Raw genomic sequence first — 24,083 nt, 5'->3', positions numbered from 1 at the left:
TATATTGCAGTTGCTGAGTATGCGCAGATTGAGGTGGGCCGATGGGTGGACCAGTGGTGCTCGGGATCGAGTCCTCGTGTGACGAGACCGGTGTCGGGATCGTGCGGGACGGGGAGCTTCTCGCTCATGTCGTGGCGTCGAGCATGGACGAACACGCCCGCTTCGGCGGGGTCGTGCCCGAGATCGCCGCCAGGGCGCATCTGGAGGCGTTCAACCCGGTCGTGCGTGCGGCCCTCGATCGGGCAGGGCTGCGGCTGGGCCAGATCGACGCCGTCGCCGTGACCACCGGTCCCGGTCTCAGCGGTGCCCTCCAGGTCGGCCTCGCGGGGGCCAAGTCGCTCGCCTATGCGGCGGGGGTGCCGTTGTTCGGGGTGCATCACCTGGCCGGACACGTGGCCGCGGACACGCTGGAGCACGGGCCGCTGCCCACTCCGTGTGTCGTACTGATCGTCTCCGGCGGGCACACCTCCCTGCTGCTCGTCCGGGATCTGGTGCGCGAGCCGATCCTGCACCTCGGGGACACCCTCGACGACGCGGCCGGTGAGTGCTTCGACAAGGTCGCCCGCATCCTCGGCCTGCCCTACCCGGGCGGGCCCGCGATCGACCGGGCGGCACGGGAAGGCGACCCGCGCACCGTCGACTTCCCCCGGCCCCTCACCCGCCCCGGCGACGACCCGTACGCCTTCTCCTTCTCGGGCCTCAAGACGGCCGCGGCACGGTGGGCCGAGAAGCACCGGTCACGCGGTGCGGAGGTGCCGGTGGCCGACGGTGCCGCCGCCCTCCAGGAGGCCGTCGCGGACGTGCTGACCCGCAAGGCGCTCGCCGCCTGCCGCGCCCACGACGTGCGGACGCTGATCGTGGTGGGCGGCGTCGCGGCGAACTCCCGGGTCCGGGGCCTGGCCGAGCAGCGGTGCGCCGACGCCGGGGTGGAGTTGCGGGTGCCGCCGCTGACGCTGTGCACGGACAACGGCGCCATGATCGCGGCCGTGGGCGACCTGCTCGTCCGCTCGGGGGCCGAGCCCGCGCCACTGGAGGTGTCCATCGATCCGTCGGCGCCGCTGGAGTACGCCTCTTTGACCCCGCTGCCGTCAGGCGGGGGCCGGACAGTGGCCGCCGGTGGCCGGCGCCTCCTCGTCCGTCCCGGGGTGTAGCACCTGAGCGGCGTCCAGGAGTGCCTCGACCACCTCGTCCAGGTCGAGGCGCTTCTCGACGGACCGCAGTTGAGGGAGCCCGGCACGGGTGCTGACCCGGGGCGGAGCGAGCAGGCTGCAACAGTCCTCGTCCGGGAGGATCGAGATCTCGGCGGTGCCGATGGACCGGGCCTCGTCGATGATCTCCTGCTTCTCCCAGCCGATCAGCGGCCGCAGCACGGGCAGCGCCGCCGCCTCGTCCACGGCGACCAGATTGGCCAGCGTCTGGCTGGCCACCTGGCCCAGACTGTCGCCCGTCACCAGCGCCTGCGCGCCGGTACGGGCGGCCAGCGCGGAGGCGGTACGCACCATCAGCCGCCGCTGGGCGACGACTTGAAGCCGTCCGGCCCCGGCCACGGCGAGCTGCTTCTGCGCCTTGCCGAGTGCGATGACGTGCAGGGACCCGGGCGGCTGGTAGCGGTTCAGCTCCCGTGCCAGGGCGTACGCCTTGTACACCGACGACGGGTTCGTGTACGGAGCCCCGTTGAAGTGCACGAAGTCGCAGGCCAGGCCGCGCCGCATGGCCCGGTGGGCGGCCACGGGCGAGTCGTAGCCCCCGGACAGCAGCACCAGAGCACGGCCGCTGGAGCCGACCGGTAGTCCGCTCAGGCCGGGGAGCCGCCGCCAGGACAGATACGTCTCCTTGTGGTCGATCTCCACCGCCAGTGTGACGTCCGGCCGGGCGAGGTCCACGCGCAGCCCCGGGAACTGTGCCAGGACTCGGGCGCCGAGGTGCGCGTCGACCTGGGACGAGGTCAGCGGGAACCGCTTGTTCCGCCGCTTGGTCCGCACGGCGAACGTGGCGCCGTCCCGGGTGCCGCCCAGGGCGTCGAGGGCGGCCGAGGTGATGGCGTCCAGCTCGCTGGGCACCCGCACGGCCGGCTCCACGGAGTTGAAGCCGATGACTCTGCGCGCCCGCTCCAGCAGAGCCTCCTGGGGTACCTGCCCGCCCAGTACGGTCACGTTCTGGGCGGTCTTGATCCACGTGGAGCCGCCGATCCCGCGCAGTGCGAGACGCAGGTTGTCGTGCAGCCGCTCGGTGAAGCGGTGCCGGTTGCGGCCCTTGAGGAAGATCTCACCGTGCTTGAGCAGTACGCATGAGTCGTACGGGCCGGATGCCGTAGGGGGAGCGGGAACGCTGGGTTTGTCGGACATGTCAGCCTCTCAGAAGTCCCAGTCGTCGTCGGCGGTGTCCTCCGCCTTGCCCATGACGTAGGAGGAGCCGGAGCCGGAGAAGAAGTCGTGGTTCTCGTCCGCGCCGGGGGACAGCGCGGCCAGGATCTCCGGGTTCACCTCGGTCTCGTCCGCGGTGAAGCGGGCCGGGTAACCGAGGTTCATCAGCGCCTTGTCGGCGTTGTAACGGACGAAGACGGCGACATCGTCCATCAGCCCGAGCGGCTCGTACAGCTCGCCGGAGTACCGGAGTTCGAGCTGGTACAGCTCCTCCAGCAGGTCGTACGTGAACGTCCGCATCTCCTCCTGCCCCGAGGCGTCGAGCTTCTCCAGGCCGCGCTGGTACTTGTAGCCGGAGTAGTAACCGTGCACGGCCTTGTCGCGCAGGATCAGGCGGATCATGTCCGCGGTGTTGGTGAGCAGGGCGTGGGTGGAGAAGTGCAGCGGGAGGTAGAAGCCCGCGTACAGCAGCAGCGACGACAGCAGGGTGGAGGCGACCTTCCGCTTCAGCGGGTCGTCGCCGTAGTAGTACTTCAGGACCGTCTTGCAACGCTGCTGGAGGACGTCGTTGCCCACGGCCCAGCGGTACGCGTCGTCGATCTCCGGGGTGTTGGAGAGGGTGGAGAAGACGGAGGAGTAGCTGCGGGCGTGCACGGCCTGCATGAAGGCGATGTTGGTGTAGACGGCCTCTTCGTGCTCGGTGCGGGCGTCCTGGATCTGGACGATCTCGCCGACCGTGGCCTGGACGGTGTCGAGCATGGTCAGACCGGTGAACACCCGCATGGTGAGCGTGCGTTCGGCTGCAGTGAGCCGCTGCTGCCAGGCGTTCACGTCGTTGGAGAGCGGTACCTTCTCCGGCAGCCAGAAGTTGGCGGTGAGGCGGTTCCAGACCTCCAGGTCCTTCTCGTCGGTGACGCGGTTCCAGTTGACCGGGCGGAGCCGGGCGGCCGGGTCGTGGCGGTAGGCGGGCGGGGTGACCGACAGCTCGGTCAGCGGGGCGGGGGTCGTGGTCATGGTGCGTGCTTCCGGGAGAGTGCGGGCGACTGGCGTCACAGGGTGCAGGACAGGCAGTTCTCGATCTCGGTGCCCTCCAGGGCCTCTTGGCGCAGCCGGATGTAGTAGAGCGTCTTGATGCCCTTGCGCCAGGCGTGGATCTGCGCCTTGTTCAGATCGCGCGTGGTGGCCGTGTCCCGGAAGAACAGCGTGCAGCTCAGGCCCTGGTCGACGTGTCGGGTGGCCGCCGCGTAGGTGTCGATGATCTTCTCGTAGCCGATCTCGTACGCGTCCTGGAAGTACTCCAGGTTGTCGTTGTCCATGTGCGGCGCCGGGTAGTAGACGCGGCCGAGCTTGCCCTCCTTGCGGATCTCCACCTTCGAGGCGATCGGGTGGAGGGAGGCGGTCGAGTCGTTGATGTAGCTGATGGAGCCGGTCGGCGGCACGGCCTGGAGATACTGGTTGTAGATGCCGTGCTCCCGCACGGACTCCTTCAGCTCGCGCCAGTCGGCCTGCGTGGGCAGGGTGATCCCCGCGTCGGCGAACAGCGCCCGGACCCGCTCGGTGGCCGGTTCCCACACCCGCTCCGTGTACTTGTCGAAGTAGGAGCCGTCGGCGTACGCGGTCTTCTCGAAGCCGTCGAAGGCGGTGCCGCGTTCGCTCGCGATCCGGTTCGAGGCGCGCAGGGCGTGGAAGGCGACCGCGTAGAAGTACATGTCGGTGAAGTCGATGCCTCCTCGCTGCCGTAGTGGATGTGCCGCGAGGCGAGGTAGCCGTGCAGGTTCATCTGGCCGAGGCCGATGGAGTGGGAGAGGTCGTTGCCGTGCGCCACGGAGGGCACGGCGTCGATGTGCGACTGGTCGGAGACGGAGGTCAGGCCGCGCACGGCGGTCTCGACGGTCGCGCCGAGGTCGGGGGAGGCCATCGCCGCGGCGATGTTGAGCGAGCCCAGGTTGCAGGAGATGTCCTTGCCCACGGTCTCGTAGCCGAGCGAAGTGTCGTAGGTGCTCGGCGTGTTGACCTGGAGGATCTCCGAGCACAGGTTGGACATGTTGATCCAGCCCGGGATCGGGTTGGCCCGGTTCACCGTGTCCTCGAACAGCAGATACGGGTAGCCGGACTCGAACTGGAGCTCCGCGATCGTCTTGAAGAACTCGCGGGCGCTGAGCGTCGTCCTGCGGACGCGGGGGTTGGCGACCAGCTCGTCGTAGTGCTCGCTGACGGACAGGTCGGCCAGTGGCTTGCCGTACTCGCGCTCGACGTCGTACGGCGAGAATAGATGCATGTCCGCGTTGCGCTTGGCCAGTTCGAAGGTGATGTCGGGGACGACGACACCGAGCGAGAGGGTCTTGATGCGGATCTTTTCGTCCGCGTTCTCCCGCTTGGTGTCCAGGAACCGCATGATGTCCGGGTGATGGGCGTGCAGGTACACCGCGCCCGCGCCCTGCCGCGCGCCGAGTTGGTTGGCGTAGGAGAAGGAGTCCTCGAGGAGCTTCATCACGGGGACGACACCGGAGGACTGGTTCTCGATCTTCTTGATCGGAGCGCCCTGCTCACGCAGGTTCGTCAGCAGCAGCGCCACGCCGCCACCCCGCTTGGACAGTTGCAGCGCGGAGTTGATGCCGCGTCCGATGGACTCCAGGTTGTCCTCGACGCGCAGCAGGAAGCAGGAGACCAGCTCGCCGCGCTGGGCCTTGCCCGCGTTGAGGAAGGTGGGGGTGGCGGGCTGGAAGCGGCCGGTCATCATCTCGTCGACCAGGCGGGAGGCGAGCGCCTCGTCGCCCGCGCCCAGGAACAGGGCGGTGGCGACGACCCGGTCCTCGTACCGCTCCAGGTAGCGGGAGCCGTCGAAGGTCTTCAGCGTGTACGAGGTGTAGTACTTGAACGCGCCCAGGAAGGTGCGGAAGCGGTGCTCATGGGCGTACGCCTGCCGGTACAGGTCCTCCAGGAACTCCCACCGGTAGCGCCGGATCGGCGCCTCCTCGTAGTAGTCGTTCTCGATGAGGTAGTCGATCTTCTCCTTCAGCGACCCGAACTCCACCGTGTTCGGGTTCACATGCTGGAGGAAGTACTGGCGGACGGCCTCGCGGTCCTTGCCGAACTGGATGCGGCCGTCGCAGTCGTACATGTTCAGCAGGGCGTTCAGCGCGTGGTAGTCCTTGCGCGTGCCGACCGACTCGCGCGGGGCCGCGGGGGCCGTGCTTGCCGTGGTGAGGGTGCTCATGCCGCCTGTCGCTCCGCCGTCTGTCGTGTCCAAAATTCCCGCAGTCCTTCCCTCACGGCGCGGACGTCGCGGTCCGTGCCCAGCAGTTCGAATCGGTACAGCTCCGGGACCTGGCACTTCGCCGAGATCACCCGGCCGGCCAGGCAGTGGGCGGCGCCGAAGTTGGTGTTGCCGGAGGCGATGACCCCCCGCAGCAGCGTCCGGTTGGCCTCGATGTTCAGGAAGCGGATGACCTGCCTGGGGACCGCTCCGGAGCGGTCACCGCCGCCGTAGGTCGGCACGATCAGCACATACGGCTCGGTGACCCGGGGCATGCCTTCGCGGTGCGGGTGCACGGGGATGCGTGTGGCGGGCAGGCCCAGCTTCTCCACGAAGCGCTTGGTGTTCTCCGAGACGCTGGAGAAATACACGAGACCGTTCATCGGTCGCCGGCTCCTCTCGCTCGTTCCCGTCTCCGTCCGAGGACCGGGAGGGGAGGAGCGGCGCGGCGCGTACGACGGGACGCCGGGGCGGCGGAGATACGCGGTACGCCTCGCCCGGATCCGTGCGGCTGCCACCTGGCCCTCCCTCGGGGCCTCGGAGCGCGCACGCCGCTGTCCGGTGTGCGCACCGGTGGCAGGTCTTCGGACTCGCGGGCGCGTCTCGTGTTGTACGAGACCCCTACTGGCCGTCGCTTCCCAGGCCCGGTACGTCGGGCCCAGTGCGTATGACGGCGGTCGTTACCGCTCACCGCTGCGGGGCAGTCCCGGACTCTCACCGGGTTCCCTCTTGCGACGCCGAACACAGCAGTGCCCGGCGAACCACCAGCACCGCCAACACTACATCTAGAACTCGGCGAGTGCGCGCATCCCAGATGTTGTGTCAGGAGTGAAACTTAGGTAACCCTAAGTTCTGGTGCGGTCGGACGGGTACCGCCCTCGGGGAGCGCGTCCCGCCCCGGTGCTGGCGCGTGCGCCGGACGCGTTGGATAGGTTTCGACGGTCGCGGGGACATGGCGAGAGGGGCCGGGGCGGGATGGGGCGCGGTGAGCGGGAGGCGGTTGCCGCGGGAGGGCGGCTGTACGAGGCGGCGCAGGCGGTGGCCGACGACCACGGGCGGGCCGTCGAGGCGGTTCGGGCGGCGCTGAAGCCGATCTGCGACACGGCGGCGGAACAGGCGCTGGACGCCATCCCGGTGACCCGGTTGAAGGAGGTCACCGAGGGGCGGCTGAGGCTCGGGGAAGTCGAGCGGAGCGGGCTGCGGTCGGTCCGGCAGGTACTCGACGCCGGTCCCTACCGGTTGCGGCAGATTCCCGGCGTGGGGGAGCGGACCGCCGATCAGGTCATCGCGGCGGCACGTCAGATAGCCGATGCCGTTCGGGAGGCCGTCGCCGTCCACATCGACGTGGACCGGCCGGAGCCGCGGACCACCGCACTCGTCATGGCCCTGCAGGTGCTGGTGGAAGCGGGCCCCGACGCGCGGCGAGCCGTCGACACGGCCGCGGCGCTCTCGGAGCGGCTCGGTCCGCTGCTGGCCGAGGCCAAGCCGGCCGCCGGGCGGCTGGGGATGCTGCTGGCGGGGAAGGCCAAGCGAGTTCGGGCGCTGGAGGCTGTCGCGGAGCTTCGCGGGCTGACCGAGGAGGCGGCGCGGGGCGATGTACCGGAGCTGCTCGCGCAGGCCTCGGTGGACCTGCTGCGCGGTACCCCGACCGAGGCCGCGGCCTGGGTCGACTTCGAGCTGCGGTCCGCCGACTACTACAGCCTGCTCGCGGAGATCTCCGGCCGCAGACCGGACACGGCCGCCGTCGAGGGGTTCCTGCCCGACGACGTCGCCGAGCGGGTCCGTGACCAGACGCTCGACGACACGCACCGGCGGGTGTCGCTACGCGGCTACCAAGCCTTCGGCGCGCGCTTCGTCCTGGCGCAACGCAAGGCGATGCTCGGCGACGAGATGGGGCTCGGCAAGACCATCCAGGCCATCGCCGCGCTGGCGCATCTCGCTGCCGAGGGGCAGAGCCACTTCATGGTCGTCTGCCCGGCCAGCGTCCTGATCAACTGGACACGCGAGATCGAGGCCCGCAGCAAGCTGCGCGTGATGCCTCTGCACGGCCCCGACAGACAGGAAGCGTTCGCCGACTGGAAGGGCAGGGGCGGCGTAGCGGTGACCACCTTCGACGCCCTGCGCGGCTTCCCGGTCCCCGGCGGCGGCGAGCTGGGGATGCTGGTCGTGGACGAGGCGCACTATGTGAAGAACCCGAAGACGCGCCGCTCCCGGGCCGTGACGGAATGGTCCGAACGATGCGAACGCGTTCTCTTCATGACGGGCACCCCCATGGAGAACCGGGTCGCCGAGTTCCGCAGCCTGGTGCGGATTCTCCAGCCGCGCCTGGCGGAGGCCATCGGTGACCGTGACGGAGTGGCCGGTTCCCAGGCCTTCCGGAAGGCTGTCGCCCCGGTCTATCTGCGCCGCAACCAGCAGGACGTCCTGACCGAACTGCCCGCGCTCCAGCAGACGGACGAGTGGGACGAGTTCAGCGCGTCGGACGAAGAGGCCTACCGCGAGGCCGTGAGCGCGGGCAATTTCATGGCGATGCGCAGAGCGGCGTACGCGCGCCCCGAGAAGTCGGCCAAGCTGAACCGGCTGCGTGAGATCGTCGAGGACGCCGCCGAGAACGGGCTGAAGGTGGTGGTGTTCTCCGCCTTCAGGGATGTCCTCGGGGCGGTGAAGGACACGCTGGATGACGCGCGGAGCAAGGGCGGCGGCCCGGTGTTCGGCCCGATCTCGGGAAGCGTGCCGCCCGCGCGCCGTCAGCGGTCGGTGGACGAGTTCGCCGCCGTGCCCGGTCATGCGGTGCTGGTGGCGCAGATCGAGGCGGCCGGGGTGGGGCTCAACATGCAGGCCGCGTCGGTCGTGATCATCTGTGAGCCACAGCTCAAACCGACCATCGAACACCAGGCGGTGGCGCGGGCCCATCGCATGGGGCAGGTGCGGTCGGTCCGGGTGCACCGGCTGCTCACCACCCGCGGGGTGGACGAGCGGATGGTGGAGATGCTGAAGAACAAGACCCGCCTGTTCGACGCGTACGCACGGCGCAGCGCGGTCGCCGAGTCGACGCCGGACGCGGTCGACGTCTCGGACACGACGATGGCCCGCCAGATCGTCGAGGAGGAGCAGGCGCGGCTGGCAGCGGTCCGCGACGGGTCCGCGGGACACCCGTGAGCGACCGCCCGACCCCAACGCACGTCAACAGGCGGCCCGTTCGCGTACCGGGGACCAACGGCCCTTCCGGCCGGGGTGTGGTCCGGCGGTAGCGTCGGTGCGGGTGTGGCTGGAAGGCCCGGGGTGTCCGGGCATGGGGCGTTGGAGGGTGCATGTCGCCGCGGGCCGGAGTGGATGCGCGAGAGCTGCTGTCCCGGTTGCCGCTGTTCGCCGGGCTCACCTCCGAGCAGCTCGGGGTGATCTCGGCCGGGTGTTCCTCCGTGACGCTGGCGCGCGGGCGGGTGCTCTTCCATCAGGGCGATCCGGTGCGGGGCTTCTTCTTCGTCCTGGGCGGGCAGATGCAGCTCTCGGTGTCCACGGGCGACGGGTCGGAGAAGGTCGTGGAGATCGTGTCGGCCGGGGAGAGCTTCGGGGAAGCGGTGGTCTTCGACGGCAGCACCTACCCGGTCACCGCGACGGCGCTGGTCGGTACGGAGATGCTGGCGGTCGCCGGCCGGGCGATGCTCGAACTGCTCGACCGGGACCCGTCGTTCGCCCGCCGGATGCTCGGCAACATGGCGGTGCGGTTGCGCCGACTCGTACGGGACGTGGAGTCCTACTCGCTGCGGACGGGTGAGCAGCGCGTCATCGGGTTCCTCCTGCACAACGCCACCACCGACGAGGAGTGCCGGGACCAGGTGCGGCTGCCCGTGTCGAAGCAGATCCTCGCCTCGCGGCTGAACCTCACCCCGGAGACGTTCTCCCGTGTCCTGCACGGACTGTCGGCCCAGAGCCTGATCAGCGTGCGGGGCCGGTGCATCGCGCTCCACGACACGACCGCCCTGCGGGACAAGCTGGCATGGCGGTGAGGGCGGTGACCGACACCACAGCGCACCTTGCTCCCTCCTTGATCTGTGTCAAGGAGACGGCGGTGGCATCGGCCTAGCGTCGGCTCCACGGGGACACCACTCATTGCCAAGGAGCATGGATGTTCTGCTATCAGTGCGAACAGGCCGACCGTACCGGTGAGACGCTCGGCTGCGCGGGCCCGCTGGGCAACTGCGGCAAGGATCCCGCCACCGCTGACCTCCAGGACGTACTGATCCACGCGGTGAAGGGCATCGCCCAGTACGCGACGCGGGCCCGCGCCCTGGGCGCTCCCGACGAAGAGGCGGCGCCCTTCATCCTCTACTCGGTCTTCACCACCCTGACCAACGTCAACTTCAACCCCACCCGCTTCGTCGCCCTGATCCAAGAGGCCGCGGCCGTACGCGACCGGGTGCGGGCCCGGTACGAGGACGCCGCGCGGGCCCGCGGGCAGCGGCCCGAGCACCTCACCGGCCCCGCGCGGTGGGAGCCCGCCGCCGATCTGGACGGGCTGCTGCGGCAGGCGCCCTCGTACCGGGTGGACGCGGGGCTCTCCGCGGTCGGCCCCGATGTCGTCGGGCTGCGCTCGCTGCACCTGTACGCGATCAAAGGCATCTGCGCGTACTCCTACCACGCCCACGTGCTCGGGCAGCAGCGCGACGAGGTGTCCGCCGGGGTCGAGGAGGCGCTGGCCTACCTGGCCGAACAGCCCACGGACACCGATGAGTTGCTCGCGCGCGCGGTCGGGCTCGGCCGGCTCAACCTGACGGTCATGGAGATGCTCGACGCCGCCAACACCGGCACGTTCGGCCCTCAGCAGCCGACGGCCGTACGGACAACTCCGGTGGCGGGCAAGGCGATTCTGGTCAGCGGCCACGATCTGCGGGACCTGGCGGCGCTGCTGGAGCAGACGAAGGACACCGGCATCAACGTCTACACGCACGGCGAGATGCTGCCCGCGCATGCCTACCCGCTGCTCAAGGCGTACCCGCACCTGGTCGGCAACTACGGCGGCGCCTGGCAGGACCAGCAGCGGGAGTTCACGAAGTTCCCCGGCCCGATCCTGATGACGTCGAACTGCATCATCGAGCCGTACCCGGCGTACCGCCGACGGATCTACACGACCGGGCCCGTGGGCTGGCCGGGGGTGCGGCACCTGGCGGACCACGACTTCTCCGCCCTGATCAAGGCCGCGCAGGCGATGCCCGGCTTCCGCGCGGACGAGCCGGAGGAGCGGTTCATCACGGTCGGGTTCGGGCGCGACGCGCTGCTCTCCGTCGCGGACAAGGTCACCGACGCCGTACGGCAGGGTGCCATCCGGCACTTCTTCCTCGTCGGCGGCTGCGACGGCCCCACCGTCGGCCGTGAGTACTACCGGGACTTCGCGCTGGGGGCGCCGGACGACTCGGTGGTGCTGACGCTGGGCTGCGCCAAGTACCGTTTCAACGGGCATGACTTCGGCGAGATCGACGGGATTCCCCGGCTGCTGGACCTCGGCCAGTGCAATGACGCCTTCTCCGCCGTCAAGATCGCCCAGGCGTTGGCCGACACGTTCGCGTGCGGCCTCGACGAACTGCCGCTGACACTCGCCCTGTCCTGGACCGAGCAGAAGGCGGTGGCCGTGCTGCTGAGCCTGCTGGCGCTCGGGTTCCGCGACATCCACCTGGGTCCGTCGCTGCCCGTCTATCTCACGCCGGGGCTGGTGGCGGCGCTCGTCGACACGTTCGGGCTGCGCACCATCGGCGACCCGGCCATCGACGTCGCGGCGGCGCTGGAGAGGTCCGCGTCATGACGTCGGCCACCGAGCCCCGTACCGGGAGCGCCGGGGAGGCGGCGGACGGGGCCGTCCCGGTCACGCTGCACACCTTCGACGGGCAGCGGCTGGAGTTCCCGTGCGCGCCGGGGCAGAGCGTCCTTGAGGCGGCGGCGGAGTGGGGCGCCGCGCTGCCCGCCGCGTGCCGTCAGGGCACGTGCGGCTCCTGCCGGGCCACCGTCGTCTCCGGCGCGTACGACCTGGGCGCGCACAGTACGCAGGCGCTGCCGCCGGGGGAGCGGGCGAACGGCGGCGTGCTGCTCTGCCGCACCTTCCCGCGCGAGGCGCTGGCGGCCGAACTGCCCTATGACGACTCACGGATCGTCTACGGCTCGATCCCGGTCCGCGAGGGCACGCTCACCGCGCTCGAGCACGTCGCACGCGGCACCGTCAGGCTGGAACTGGTGCTGGAGCCGGACGAGGAGGAGGGCGGCGGCTTCCAGTTCGACGCGGGACAGTTCGTCGAGGTCGAGGTGCCGGGCAGCGGCGGCGCGCGGCGCGTCTACTCCCTTGCCAACACCGGGAATTGGGACGGCGTCCTGGAGCTGTACGTGAAGCTGCTGCCCGACGGGCTGTTCTCCTCATACCTGCGGGAACGGGCCCGGGTGGGCGACCGGCTGACGGTGCACGGCCCGCAGGGCGCGTTCGGGCTGCGCGAGACCGGGCTGCGGCCCCGCTGGTTCGTGGCCGGTGGTACGGGACTGGCGCCGCTGCTGTCCATGGCACGGCAGATGGCCGAATGGCAGGAGCCGCAGCGGGCCCGCTTCTACTTCGGCGTGAATGAGGAGGACGACGTCTTCGGCGAGGCCCCGCTCCAGGAGATCGCCGCCGGGCTGCCGGGATTCACCCACGAGATCTGCGTACGCCGACCGGGCACCCGCTGGCAGGGCGCCATCGGCACACCGGCCGAACGCCTCGGCGACGCACTGCGCACCCTGGACGGAAGGGAGTCGCCGGACATCTACGTATGCGGCCCACCGCCACTGATCGAGGCCGTCACGAACGTGGCGACGAAGCAAGAGATCCCCCAGGACCGGGTGTTCCGGGAACTGTTCCTACCGACCTGACCGGGCGAACGAAGGGCGGCCGCAACCTCGCGACCGCCCTCGCACGGCATCCCCGTCCGGTCTCCGTGCCGGGACGGAGCCGCGGATCAGGGCCGGATCACGCGGCAGTGAGGCTCAAGGCCGCGCCGGTCAGTTCTCTCAGCTTCTCGCGCGTCTCGGCGTCGGTCGAGTAGACGACCGTACCGACCATTCCACGTGTCAACAGCACCTTGTACGTGTTGCGGATCAGCCGGTCGACATCCGCGTCCGGAGTCGACTTCTTGAAGACCGGGTCCTTGGAGGCCGTACGGTCGGTGACCCACCGGTCGCCCCGCCACACCAGGTCGGGGCCGATGATGACGCCACTCCAGTCGTACTCGAAGCCCTGCGCCGTGTAGACGCAGCCCACCTGACCGAAACCGGCCGGGTCGGTCGCCCACAGGGCCGCCGGGGGCGCGCCACCGATGGCCCGGTCACCGAAGACGTTCCAGGGGCGTTCCCACTCCCCGACGACGACGTCCGCGGGCAGCGCCTGCCCGGGCGGGACCTTCTTCGTCCACTTCCAGCAGTAGCCCGCGGATATACGCGCGCCGTAATTCTGCGCGCGGCGGTCGTCGAGGAACGCCTCCATCTCCTGCGGGCTGTCCGCGACCATGAGCCGCATCTTGTCGTCGGGTTCCCAGACCACCGGGCCCCCCGGCTCGAGCCCCAACAGCCGCACCACCCACCGCAGATACGCGTCGCTGCCACCGCACCGGAACTGGCTGTCCAGCGGCACCACATGACAGCGGAGCCCCTTCTTCGCGGCGGCTGCTTCGATCTCCGCGACCGTACCCATCTCGCCGGGTCGGACGACCTGATGCTCGTCCAGCAGGAACACCGGGACGCGCGCCGCGTCCAGAAGCTCTTCGATCTGGGCTTTGCCGGTGCGGTTCGACGCCGGCGTGTAGCGGTTGGCCGAAGTCTCCCGAATGCGGTGGGCTTCGTCGCAGATCAGGACGTCGAGACCGTTGCGCTCGGCGGTCATGAAGCTGTTGAAGTACTTGAAGAGGTCCTGTACTTCACGCTTTCGCGCGCCCGCGACCTTCCTCATCGTCGTCGTGAACGAGCTGGAGCCCGTCGCGTGCAGTGCGGAGATGTTCTGCCGGTACAGCTCGCCGAGGAGCGACAGCGCGATGACGCTCTTGCCGGTGCCGGGCCCGCCGGTGACGACCACGACCTCCTTGTGGTCGGACTGCTTGGCACGGCGAACGGCGTTGAGGACCGTGCGGAACGCGATCTTCTGCTCGTCCAGCAGTACGAACTGCTCGCGCTCGCGCACCTCTTGGGCCGCCACCGCCATGAGCTGCTTGGACGGACCGATCTTCCCGTTCAGGAGCTCGTCCGCGGCCGAAGCGCCAGACCCTGTGCCCAGCCTCGTACGCAGAAAGTCGATGAACTGGCCGCGCCGCGCACCGATGAAGAGCTGCCCGAGCTGGTCCTGCTCGGCCTCGAAGAGCCCGCTGACGCCGAACTCGGTGGCATTGTGCAGGTACGCGGCACCACAGACACGTTCCGGGTGCCCGGCCAGCGCTCCGTTGAAGGAGATGAGGTACTCGCAGTACCCGCGCACCTGGTCGACAGGGTTCAGCACGGCCCGGGTGTATGCGTCGATGCGGCACAGCGACGGATCGTCGTCGTCCGGCTCGGCGCTGCTCCACTGCTTCAGCTCCACGACGACGTACGACGGCAGACCGGTCTCGGGGTGCACCCCGGCGAGCACGGCATCGGCGCGCTTGCTGTTCAACGGCAGCCCGTATTCGAGCAGCATCTCCACCTGTCCGAGCCCCGCGTCGTTGAGCGCGCTCGCGAGGACCGGGATGCTCCGCTCCCACGAGCGGACTTCGGACGAACTCGGCTTGTGACCGTGCACGTGCACGAACTGTTCCGTCAGACGGAAGAAGAGAGCGCCGGAGAGACACTCGGCGGCGACCGCGGCGGCGGAGTCGCGGAACAACAAGGCATGCCCCCAGGCAGCACGAAGGGAACCGTGCGGGTGGGGGCATGTCCTCGGTGGCTCCGCCAGGCGAAGCGGAAGCCCGGCGGGCCGCAACTACGACGGGATCAAGGCTACCTGTGATGTCTGTTGTAGGCGGGGGGTAGATGCGCGCCTTCGGCGGTGAGCTTCGGCTGGTCGCGGTCGTAGTGCTGCAAGCCGATGGTGCCCGGGATGAGCCTGCGCAGTTCGTTCTGGGTCGCCGGATCGACCGCGTAGACCACGGTGCCGACGACCCCGCGGGTGAGAAGCACGTGGTAGGCGTTACGGACACACCGGGCGACGGTCGCTTCGCCGACCTGGCCGCGGAAGGCGGGGTCGTGGGAAGCGGTCCGGTTCACTGTGAACTCGCCGTTACGGAACAGCAGGTCGGGGCCGATGATGACGCCGTTCCAGTCGTATTCGAAGGTCTGTGCCGTGTAGACGCAACCGATCTGGCCGATGCCGCGGCGGTCGGTCGACCACAGATCCGACTTCGGTGCGCCCGGAACGCTGTGCTGCGGCTTCACGTTCCAGGGCCGTCGCCAGTCCCCGATGCACACGTCGTCGACGAGTCGCTCCCCGTCCGGATTGCTCCACGGCCAGCAGAAGCCCGCGGTGATGCGCGCCGTGGCTCCCTCTTCGGCACGGTCCCGGATGAACTGCTCCATTTGCTCGGGGGAGTCGGCGACCGTGAGTGTCATCCGGCCGTCCGGTCGCCAGGCCACCGGGTCGGAGACGTTCAGTCCCAGCAACTGCTGGACCCAGCTCTGGTACCGCTTGCTGCCACCCGCCCGGAACGTTCCCTCCAGATCGATCACTTCGACCGAACAACCGTTGTCCTCAGCGAGCTTCTTGAGGTATTCGGCGGTTCCCACTTCGTCCGGGCGGATCGACTGGTGATCGTCAAGCAGGAAGATCGGCACTTTGGTGGCCCTGAGTAACTCGGTCGCCTGCGGCCGGTCGTCGTCCCGGAGTTCCTTCTGCGTCCACTGGTGGGTCGAACTGCGCCGCATGCGGTGTGCCTCGTCACAGATCAGGACATCGATGCTGTCCGGAGGGGTGTCGGCGAAGCTGTTGAAATACCGGTACAGCCTGCGAGCCGCGCTGCGCTTGGCCGACACCTGCCCGTGGCGTGCCGTACCGATCAGGATCTCCCGCAGCGTCTCCGTGTACGCGTGGGATCCGCTGGCCAGCACGGCCTCACGTCCCTGGAGCCCCAGCTCGCGGTGCAGTTCCAGGGCCACGGCGCTCTTCCCGCTGCCCGGACCACCGCGCAGGATGTACACGCGCTTCCGGTCCGGCGGGCGGCCGGGGTCGTGTGCGCCGTCGGGGTCGTAGAACAGCCCGACGTCGTAACCGGTGAAGGGCGCGGTCTTCTCCAGGTGCCGGGTGATCCGGTCGAACGCGACGTACTGCTCGTCGAGGAGCATCAGACCGCCGCCGATGACCGATCGCTGCCGCGCCACATCGGTCACCTTGAGCAAGGGGTCGCGGCGCGCCGCGCTCAGGGCATGCGCGGCTCGCTTCCCGGACGCGGCGGCGAACCTCGAGGTGAGGACCCGCCGGAACCGGTCCAGGTCGTCAAGCGTGTAGAGGAAGCCGTGGTCGGACTCGGGCAGATCGAACAGCGCTGCCACGTCCGCGTCCCGTGCGTTGTGGAGCAGCGCCACCCCCATCAACTGATCTTCGTCTTCCCGGAGATGAGGGAGGTAGCGCATCATGTACTCGCAGTAGCGCTGGATCTGCCGTACCGGATGCAGCTTGTTCTTCCCGTTGCCGAATCCGAGGTCGACGGCGATCGGACACCGGGGGTCCACTGTGGCGTGCCGTACCTGCTTCAGCTCGATCGCGAGGTAGGAGTCCGTTCCCGTGACGGGACGCTGACCGCACAGCACCAGGTCCACGGCGGAGTTGGTATGCGGCAGGTCGACCTCGACCTGCACCTCCACCGCGTCGAGGCCGCAGTCCAGCAGCGCTTTCACCACCACGGGGATGCTGTTGTCCCAGGAAGCGACATCGCGTTGGTCGGCCGTTCGCCCCGTGATTCCGGAATGACCGTCGATCAGCCGCTCGGTGAGTGGAAGACGCGCGGACTCGGCCCGAGCAACGATGAGTTGACCGAGTTCGGCTGCGGGCAGTTGCAGGAGCACGAAGGTTCCCCAGGCACGAGACGAATCGCGCGGGTGGGGGCATGTCCATCAAGGTGCCGCCGAAGCGGAGCGGAAGCCCGGCGGGCCGCAATGACGGTCAGTAGGTTAACCCGGCCTCGGGCGAGGTGAGGGCGGGCCCGGAGGCCCGCCCGCCGCCCGGCTCAGCCGAGGCGGTGCACCACGGCCTGCGCCAGCGCCCACATCAGGTTCGAGCCGAGGCTCGCCATGATGCCCACCAGGACATCACGGACCCAAACGCGGTGCGTGCGCGCGTACTCGACGGCAGCCATAGGAATGCGTCCCTTCGGTTGTGACCGATGGCGGACGCCGGTCGGCTCCCGCCGGGAACACGCCATGGCGCTGCGCCATCGAACCGAAAGGCCCACGTCTCCGCAGGCGATGTCGTGTAATTCCTCCAGGGAGGGACACGTGGTACGGGGCTACGCTAACGCACGACTGGACTCCCTGGCCAAGGAGTTGACGCCGAGGCGGCCCCGTTGAGCCGACACCCACCGCATCCGCCCGCAGGGGCGTCATCCGGCCGGATCGACGGCGAACAAGGCGTCACTGCCGGGGCCGATGGTGGCCTTCCCTCGCACCGAGCAGGTGGGGCGGCGAGGCACGACCGCTCGTCGCGGCACACCAGGCCCAGGTCGGCGTGGAGACCGAGGCGGCGTGGCGTCCCTGGGGTGACTCAGTGGGCGGGGCCGTGGGTGACGCGGATCTTGGACTGGCCGTGGGGGAGCTTCTCCCAGTCGTCCATGAAGCGGGCCGCCAGACCGTGGCGGGCCGCGAGGGCGACGAGCGTCTCCGTCCGGTAGTAGAAGTCCTCGCGCAGCACCTGGTGTTCGCTGCCGGTGGTGCGGTCGAAGGTGAAGTCGAACCAGCCGTCGGGAGCGAGGATGCGCCCGACATGGGCCAGGCACTCGTCGATGACCTCCAGGGGGGAGTGCGAGAAGACGCTGTGGGCGTGGACCACCCGGAAGTGTGCGTCGGGCAGGAAGTCGAAGGTGAGGTTCTGCACCAGGGACAGGTGCGGCACCCGGTCGCGCAAGTCCCGTTCCATCACGGTGTTACGGGCGGCCGCGAGGATGTCGGGCGAGATGTCGATGCCGTGGTACGAGCCGGGCCCCAGGTAGTCGATGAAGCGCCAGCCCGCGCGCAGGTTGCCGCAGCCGATCTCCAGGAGCCGGTCCTCCGGGCGCAGGCCGTGCTGCACCAGGTAGTCGAACTGCATCTTCCCGAGCCGCAGCCAGCTCTCATGACTGCGGCTGCCGACGGCCGCCTCCGGATTGCGGGCGGTGTCGCTGCGCATCACCGCCCGGTAGTAGGAGACGTGGTCCGGGTGGCGCATGCGCAGCCAGGCGTCCCGGCCCGCGCGCAGCAGGTACCGGGGCACGCGCTGCGGGTGCCGCAGCGCGTAACCGGCGCGGTGCAGAAGCGAACTGCGGTTGGCGGTGAGGTTCTTCTGGGCGGGAGGCATGGGGGGTGACGCTCCTGACTATTTAACTAGTGTGTTAGTGGAAGTAGGGCATGGGGAGGCCTGGGAGTGGACAGGCCTTGGGGGTGGAGGGGAGTGGGGTGGAGTGGGGTGGGGAGTGCGCGGGCGCACTCCCCGGCGCCAATGTGGACGGGCCAGGTCAGGCGAAACCGGTCAGCAGGCCCTGCGGCGCAGGACCGCGTACGTGGCGGCGGTGGCCGCGGCGGCGCAGGCCAGCAGGAGGGCCGTCTCGACGCCCTGCATCGGCCAGAACTGGCTCGCCTCGTGGTACTGCTCGAAGACCGTCCCCGTACGGCAGGCGCCCGGGGCCGGGCACTGGTCGTACGGCAGCCAGGAGCCGTCCTTGCGGACGACACCGTCCTCGAGCATCCATATCTCGCCCTTCAACTGGAAGCCGCCGTGGCCCACCCAGGTGCGCACCGGCAGCAGATGGGGCCGGATCCAGTAGAAGAAGGCGCTGAGGCCCGCGCAGACGACGAGCGTGATGCCCATCGCGGGCAGCGTGCGCCGCACCAGGACGCCCACGAGGACACCGGCGGCGAGGGCCAGCAGGGCCGAGGCGACGGGCACGATGCCGAAGGTGGAGTAGACGGGGGTCTCCCAGCGGCCCCACACGTTCATCACGGTGGTCTGCCGGGCGGCCGAGCGTACCCAGGCGGCGGCCAGCGAGCAGCCCACGGCGGTCGTCGTCACGACGGCGACGGGCAGGGCGAGTTGGGCGGTGAGCCAGCGGGCGCGGGAGACCGACTGGGTCAGCATCAACCGGTGTGTGCCGCGCTCCAGTTCCTGCGCGATCAGCGGCGCGCCGACGAACGCGCCGATCAGCAGCGGCAGCAGCATCAGCGCGTACTGGAAGTACTGCACGGCCGTTTCGGCGTCCATCAGATGACTGAGCGTCACATCACAGGACGGGCTCACCGGTGGACAGGCGTCGCTCTGGCTCCTGGCCTTGAACAGCGCCGCCCGGTCGGCCGCGGCCCAGGCGACGACCGCGAGGAGGACGAGCCCGGCGACCAGGAACAGGGACCGCTGGCGCCGGACCATCGTGCGCAGCAGCCCCGAACGGGACGCCACGGAGGCCGACTCGGGGGAGTCGGTGGACGGGGCGAGGGACTGCGCGCTCATGCCGCCGCCTCCTGGTGCGTCGCCGTCGGCGCGGTGTCGTCCAGGGGGCGGGCGATCCACGCCGGGGCCTCGGGGGAGCGCAAGTAGGACATCAACAACGTCTCCAGGGAAGGTTCTTCGCTCTGCCAGGGACCTCCGGGCACAGTGCCGTCACCGCGCACCAGGAGCGTCGTCTGCCGTCCCCGGGTACGGGTCTCCACCACGCCGGGCAGCTCCGGTGCCGCGTCCTCGGCGGCCGGTCCGGTGAGCAGCCGGTGGTCGGCCGTGGCCTCGTCGGCGGGGCCCGACATCCGGACGCGGCCGTGGTCGAGCAGCAGTACCTCGTCGGCCACCCCCTCCAGTTCGGCCAGCACATGCGAGGACATCACGATGCTGGTGCCCCGCTCGGCGGCGTCCGACATGAGGACGGAGGTGACGTGGTGGCGGGAGAGCGGGTCCAGGTCGGCCAAGGGCTCGTCGAGGAGCAGCACGTCCGCCGCCTTGCCCAGCGCCAGGGCGAGCGCGACGCGGGTGCGCTGCCCGCCGGACAGGGACCCGACCCGGGCCCGCTCGGATATCCGCTCGTCGAGCATCCGCGCGGCGAGGTCGGGCCGCCAGCCGGGGTTGAGGTCACGGCCCATGCGCAGCGTCTCGGCGACGGTCAGCCGTGGGTAGAGCGGCTTGTCCTGGCCGACGAACGCGAGCCGCGCCCGTCCCGCGTCGCTGCCCGGGTCCTCGCCCAGCAGCCGCACCGTTCCCCGGTCCGGCCGCAGCAGTCCCGCGGCCGTCTCCAGGAACGTGGTCTTGCCGCCGCCGTTGGGGCCCACCAGCGCGCAGACCCGGCCCGCGGGTATCTCCAGCCGGAGTCCGCGCAGGACGGGCTTCCCGCCCCGCCGCACGTCCAGGCCGTCGGCCCGTACGGCCGCCGTCCCTTCGGTCCGGTCGATCATGACGTCCTCGCCTTCCGGGTCCGTGTGCCGGTTCCGCTGTCCGCGGCGCCGTCGGCGAACTCCCGTTCCACCACGGACGTCACCAGGGCGATGACGTCCTCCTTGTCCAGTCCGGCCCGGCGCGCCTTCGCCGTCCACCGTTGCAGTTCGTCCCGCAGCTCGCCGTCCGTCTCGCCCGCGCCCAGGGTGCGCAGCACGAACGTGCCGAGCCCCGGACGCGGTTCGACCAGACCCGAACGCTCCAGCTCCCGATAGGCCTTGAGCACGGTGTTCGGGTTGACGGCGGTGGCCTCCACCACCTCGCGGGCCGTGGGGAGCTTGTCCCCGGGCTTCAACAGGCCGAGGCGCAGCGCCTGTTCGGTCTGTCGGACGATCTGCTGGTAGGTGGGGACCCCGCTGCGTCGTTCGATGCGGTACTCGATCACTGTCACCACCCTTTAACTAATGTGTTAGTGAAACCTAGGAACTCGATCTCCCTCATGTCAAACCCCAGGGGGCGGGGTTCCGCTCCCTGGGGTCGGTGGTGAGGCGCTGCGGCGGCCGAGAGCCGCCGCGAGGAGTTACGGCTAGGCGGCGAGCAGCGGGCGCAGTGCCCCGCCGCGGAGGCGTTCCACGAGGGGGGTGAGCAGGCGACGGCCCAGCACCGCGATGATGAGGGTGGCGATCGTGCCCACCACCGCGCCGACCGCGACGTCATGGGGGTAGTGCGCGCCGACGTAGACGCGGGAGGTCCCCATCACCACGGCCACCAGCAGGGCGACCGCCCCGAGGCGCTTGTCGATCAGGAAGAACGCCGCGGTGAAGGCGAAGGCCACGGTGGTGTGGTTGCTGGGGAAGGCGTAGTCGTCCACCGGAGGACAGGCCTCGACGAGATAGGCGTGGGGGAGGGCCCGGCAGGGGCGGGGCTCCTCGAAGAAGTTCTTGATCCCGCTGTTGAAGACGTACGCGAGCACGACGGCGAACGGTATGGACAGAACGGCCGCCATGACCGTGCTCTCCTCCCGCCGGGCCCGCCACCACGCGAACAGCAGGAAGACCGCGAACAGCCCCATGCCGTAGTCGGTGAAGACCGCCACCGGCTCGTTGAGCCAGTGGGTGTCGCGGGCGATGTCGGTGACGTCGGTGTACAGACCGCCGTCTATGGCCGCGCCGTCGAGAGCGACCGAGGAGGTAGGCATCAAGTGGATCTCCGAGATGTGGATCACATGCGGACACGCCCCGGGGAACGCACAGCGGCACGAGGCGGACACCCGGGTGAAGGTGAGGCCTCCGAGGCGTGAACATCTACAGAGGAGTAGACGCTACCAGGCGGGGGCCCAGTTGCCTCACGAGTGAACGCCTGTACGCGTACGGATATGGGTAGCGGTGCGCGTACGGCCGGTCAGCGCACGCCGTCCCACAGCAGACGCTCCCGCGCGCGAGGGTCGTCCTCCGGGCCCGGATCCTCGGCGAAGATCATCGTGGTGCGGCCGGCCGTGTCGTACGCGGGCCAGCCGGGGTCGCCGCTCGTCGCGAAGGAGACCCACGCCGCGTGCATCGCGTCCGCGAGCGCCTGGGGCGGGCGGGGGCCGACCATCGGGGCGTACGACGGGTCGTGCAGCCGGTCGAAGACGAAGCCCAGCTCCAGGGCGTGGCACGCGCCCAGGCGGCCCCCGAACCGCGGTGAGCGCCAGGCGAATTCGTACACGTACGAGCCCGGGACGGCCTCGGCGAGGCGCAGGGCGGGGATCCGGTAGAACCAGTCCGTCGCCACCGCCTCCAGCAACTCGCCCGGCACGGCTTCGGGGCGGCTCGCCCCGTACACCGACAGCGCCCGGTCCGGGTCCACGCCGTAGGCCGCCGCCATGGTGCGGAACCGGGACGCGGGGAAGACGTCCATGCGCTCGGTGGGGACCAGGAAGAGGCGGTACTCCTCACGGTTGCTCCCGACGAGGAGGTCCACCCCGCAGTCCGGGCCCGGCAGGGACGGGCCGGCCGTCACCGGTTCGAACGGCATCATGTTGAGCGCCGCCTCGCCCCACAGCGCCGGGTCCGGACGGGCGCCGATCTCGCCGCGGAGCTCGGCCTGGGCGGGCAGCAGGTCGTCGAGCGGGACCGCGGCGAACGCCTTCGGGGTCGGCTCGATCCCGAGCTTCCGCGCCAGCCGGGCCGCGATCAGCGCCGCCGACGCCGGGCGCAGGACGTGATGGCACGCGCCGCTCTGCAGGATCGCCCGGTGGAACAGGCCGTCCGCCTGCCCGGTGGCCAGCAGCACGCCGATGCCCATCGCGCCCGCCGACTCCCCGAACACCGTCACCCGCCCCGGATCGCCGCCGAAGGAGGCGATGTTGGCGCGGATCCAGCGCAGGGCGGCCACCTGGTCCAGCAGACCGCGGTTGTCCGGGACACCGGGCAGGTGGAGGAAGCCGTCCGAGCCCAGCCGGTAGTTGAGGGTGACGCAGACGACCCCGTCGCGGGCGAACGCGCTCCCGTCGTACCCCGACGCCGACCCCGAGCCGTTGGAGAACGCCCCGCCGTGCAGCCACACCATCACCGGCAGACCGGCGCCCGGCCGGGGCTCCGGGGTCCAGATGTTGAGGTTCAGACAGTCCTCGCCGGGGATCTCGTTCTCCGGGATGAGGGCGTCGAAGGGCGGTGCGTAGGGCGCGTGGGGCGCGGTCGGGCCGAAGGCCGTCGCCTCGCGTACGCCGCTCCGGCGCGCGGGCGGGGCGGGCGCGCGGAAGCGCAGGGGGCCGAAGGGCGGGGCGGCGTAGGGCAGGCCCAGGAAGGAGGCCACCCCGTCCGCGGACAGCCGCCCGCGGACGGCGCCCTGCTCGGTGGTACAGACCGTGGTGCGGACCGTCATGCCGACAGGATTCCCCGCAGCGCCGCGTCGAACGCGTCGGGGCGCTCCAGATGCACCGTGTGTCCGGCGCCCGGCACGGCGACCTCCCGTACCGGGCCGCCCGCCGCCGCGTACCGGTCCAGGACATGGCGGGTCTGCGCCACCATCGGCTGGGCCGGGGTGCCGTCCCAGCCCGGCACCGCGCCGATCGCGCCCAGGTGCGCCAGGTCGAACACCGAGGTGTCCGAGACGATCACGTCGTCCTCGCCGCGGATCCAGAGCACCGGCGGCCTGGGGTCGACCAGGGGCAGCCCGTCGAGGCGGAAGTACAGCGGGGACAGGGAGTTGAGGACCCCGCGGGTCCCCGGCGCGACGCCCGGCCAGACCTCCGTCGGCACGCTGTCGCCCGGGTAGTGGTCCGCGCCGGTCCGTGTGGTGAGCATGGACGCGACGTACGCGTCCTCGGCCGCGGGGCGCCACGGCGCCTTGCCGTAGCAGCTCGCGAGGACGGCGCGGGGCGAGAGCGGGGAGTCCTCGCCCTGGTCGCCGTCGGCCAGCCGCGCGACGAACTCGGGGTTGGCCGTACCGCCGCCCGAGCCCGCCCCGTCCGCGGAGGTGAGGATCCCCTCCACGCCGTGCGTCCCCCCGAAGCCGTACGGGGAGACCGGGTTGACCAGCGTCAGGGAGCGCACCGCGGCCGGGCGGTCGCACAGATACTGCATGACCACGCCCCCGCCGAGGGACCAGCCCACCAGATGCGCCCGCTCGATCCCGAGCGCCGTGAGCAGCGCGGCGAGGTCGTCGGCGTGGTCGCGCACACCGCGTGTCGCGTCGATGGGCAGCGGATCGGTGCCGCCGAAGCCGCGCAGATCGAGCGCGAGGGGGCGGTAGCGGTCCGGGAGCTGGGTCATCGTGGTGTGCCAGAAGGCGGACGAGGAGACGTTGCCGTGGACGAAGACGACCGGCTCGCCCTCGTCCCGTACCTCGCTGACCTGCATGGTGAGACGCCCGGTGGGCACGCGGCGGGTACGGATGCTGCTCGCGGTCATGTGCG

General features: G+C 70.3%; 18 protein-coding genes, 1 pseudogene and 1 riboswitch. Of the genes and pseudogenes, 5 read left to right on the top strand and 14 right to left on the bottom strand.

The window, feature by feature from the left end; translation table 11 throughout:
• Positions 1-41: 41 nt before the first annotated feature.
• Positions 42-1,151, top strand: coding sequence for a tRNA (adenosine(37)-N6)-threonylcarbamoyltransferase complex transferase subunit TsaD (gene tsaD, locus ACZ60T_RS08790; protein ID WP_469665324.1), 1,110 nt, complete (start codon positions 42-44; stop codon positions 1,149-1,151).
• On the opposite strand, the gene thiI is transcribed toward tsaD, so the two are convergent.
• The 4 genes and pseudogenes from thiI to nrdI form a co-directional block, all read right to left on the bottom strand.
• Complete coding sequence (gene thiI, locus ACZ60T_RS08785) at positions 1,089-2,345, bottom strand: tRNA uracil 4-sulfurtransferase ThiI (RefSeq protein WP_469665323.1); 1,257 nt, start codon at positions 2,343-2,345, stop codon at positions 1,089-1,091. The genes tsaD and thiI overlap by 63 nt on opposite strands.
• 9 nt (positions 2,346-2,354) lie before the next feature.
• Positions 2,355-3,377: a class 1b ribonucleoside-diphosphate reductase subunit beta gene (nrdF, locus tag ACZ60T_RS08780; protein WP_469665322.1), complete on the bottom strand. Its 1,023-nt coding sequence runs from the start codon at positions 3,375-3,377 to the stop codon at positions 2,355-2,357.
• 35 nt (positions 3,378-3,412) lie between these two features.
• Positions 3,413-5,484 (bottom strand): annotated as a pseudogene (nrdE, locus tag ACZ60T_RS08775) (class 1b ribonucleoside-diphosphate reductase subunit alpha).
• A 92-nt stretch (positions 5,485-5,576) separates the two neighbouring features.
• Positions 5,577-6,002 (bottom strand): class Ib ribonucleoside-diphosphate reductase assembly flavoprotein NrdI, encoded by a 426-nt coding sequence (gene nrdI / locus ACZ60T_RS08770; RefSeq protein ID WP_469665321.1) that lies wholly within the window; start codon positions 6,000-6,002, stop codon positions 5,577-5,579.
• Between the two features lie 175 nt (positions 6,003-6,177).
• Positions 6,178-6,400, bottom strand: a riboswitch (cobalamin riboswitch).
• 194 nt (positions 6,401-6,594) lie between these two features.
• On the opposite strand from nrdI, the gene ACZ60T_RS08765 reads away from it, so the two are divergent.
• The 4 genes from ACZ60T_RS08765 (at position 6,595) to ACZ60T_RS08750 (ending at position 12,504) form a co-directional block, all read left to right on the top strand.
• Positions 6,595-8,778, top strand: a complete 2,184-nt coding sequence (locus tag ACZ60T_RS08765; RefSeq protein WP_469665320.1) for a DEAD/DEAH box helicase — start codon at positions 6,595-6,597, stop codon at positions 8,776-8,778.
• A gap of 152 nt (positions 8,779-8,930) precedes the next feature.
• Positions 8,931-9,626: a Crp/Fnr family transcriptional regulator gene (locus ACZ60T_RS08760; RefSeq protein ID WP_365621730.1), complete on the top strand. Its 696-nt coding sequence runs from the start codon at positions 8,931-8,933 to the stop codon at positions 9,624-9,626.
• Between the two features lie 119 nt (positions 9,627-9,745).
• Positions 9,746-11,416 carry a hydroxylamine reductase gene (gene hcp / locus ACZ60T_RS08755; RefSeq protein WP_469665319.1) on the top strand — a complete coding sequence of 557 codons (1,671 nt, stop codon included), beginning with the start codon at positions 9,746-9,748 and terminating at the stop codon, positions 11,414-11,416.
• Positions 11,413-12,504, top strand: coding sequence for a 2Fe-2S iron-sulfur cluster-binding protein (locus tag ACZ60T_RS08750; RefSeq protein WP_469665318.1), 1,092 nt, complete (start codon positions 11,413-11,415; stop codon positions 12,502-12,504). The genes hcp and ACZ60T_RS08750 overlap by 4 nt, the downstream gene beginning before the upstream one ends.
• A gap of 97 nt (positions 12,505-12,601) precedes the next feature.
• On the opposite strand, the gene ACZ60T_RS08745 is transcribed toward ACZ60T_RS08750, so the two are convergent.
• The 10 genes from ACZ60T_RS08745 to ACZ60T_RS08700 form a co-directional block, all read right to left on the bottom strand.
• Positions 12,602-14,482, bottom strand: coding sequence for a DNA/RNA helicase domain-containing protein (locus ACZ60T_RS08745; protein WP_469665317.1), 1,881 nt, complete (start codon positions 14,480-14,482; stop codon positions 12,602-12,604).
• Positions 14,483-14,592: 110 nt separating this feature from the next.
• Positions 14,593-16,650 (bottom strand): DUF2075 domain-containing protein, encoded by a 2,058-nt coding sequence (locus ACZ60T_RS08740; protein WP_469665316.1) that lies wholly within the window; start codon positions 16,648-16,650, stop codon positions 14,593-14,595.
• Between the two features lie 161 nt (positions 16,651-16,811).
• Complete coding sequence (locus ACZ60T_RS08735; protein ID WP_289735814.1) at positions 16,812-16,940, bottom strand: DUF6408 family protein; 129 nt, start codon at positions 16,938-16,940, stop codon at positions 16,812-16,814.
• 404 nt (positions 16,941-17,344) lie between these two features.
• Positions 17,345-18,133: a class I SAM-dependent DNA methyltransferase gene (locus ACZ60T_RS08730; RefSeq protein ID WP_365621736.1), complete on the bottom strand. Its 789-nt coding sequence runs from the start codon at positions 18,131-18,133 to the stop codon at positions 17,345-17,347.
• Between the two features lie 171 nt (positions 18,134-18,304).
• On the bottom strand, positions 18,305-19,276 hold the full coding sequence (locus ACZ60T_RS08725; protein WP_469665315.1) for an ABC transporter permease subunit: 972 nt from the start codon (positions 19,274-19,276) through the stop codon (positions 18,305-18,307).
• Positions 19,273-20,205, bottom strand: a complete 933-nt coding sequence (locus tag ACZ60T_RS08720) for an ABC transporter ATP-binding protein (protein ID WP_469665314.1) — start codon at positions 20,203-20,205, stop codon at positions 19,273-19,275. Before ACZ60T_RS08720 ends, ACZ60T_RS08725 begins: the two co-directional genes overlap by 4 nt.
• Complete coding sequence (locus ACZ60T_RS08715; protein WP_469665562.1) at positions 20,202-20,630, bottom strand: GntR family transcriptional regulator; 429 nt, start codon at positions 20,628-20,630, stop codon at positions 20,202-20,204. Before ACZ60T_RS08715 ends, ACZ60T_RS08720 begins: the two co-directional genes overlap by 4 nt.
• Positions 20,631-20,771: 141 nt before the next feature.
• Positions 20,772-21,383 carry a phosphatase PAP2 family protein gene (locus ACZ60T_RS08710; protein ID WP_469665313.1) on the bottom strand — a complete coding sequence of 204 codons (612 nt, stop codon included), beginning with the start codon at positions 21,381-21,383 and terminating at the stop codon, positions 20,772-20,774.
• Between the two features lie 203 nt (positions 21,384-21,586).
• On the bottom strand, positions 21,587-23,050 hold the full coding sequence (locus ACZ60T_RS08705) for a carboxylesterase/lipase family protein (RefSeq protein ID WP_469665312.1): 1,464 nt from the start codon (positions 23,048-23,050) through the stop codon (positions 21,587-21,589).
• Complete coding sequence (locus ACZ60T_RS08700; protein ID WP_469665311.1) at positions 23,047-24,078, bottom strand: alpha/beta fold hydrolase; 1,032 nt, start codon at positions 24,076-24,078, stop codon at positions 23,047-23,049. The genes ACZ60T_RS08705 and ACZ60T_RS08700 overlap by 4 nt, the downstream gene beginning before the upstream one ends.
• Positions 24,079-24,083: the final 5 nt, after the last annotated feature.

The organism is Streptomyces sp. NPDC104371, from assembly GCF_055583785.1.
The sequence above is the reverse complement of the archived record's forward strand: the minus strand, read 5'-3'. Positions and strand labels throughout refer to the sequence as shown.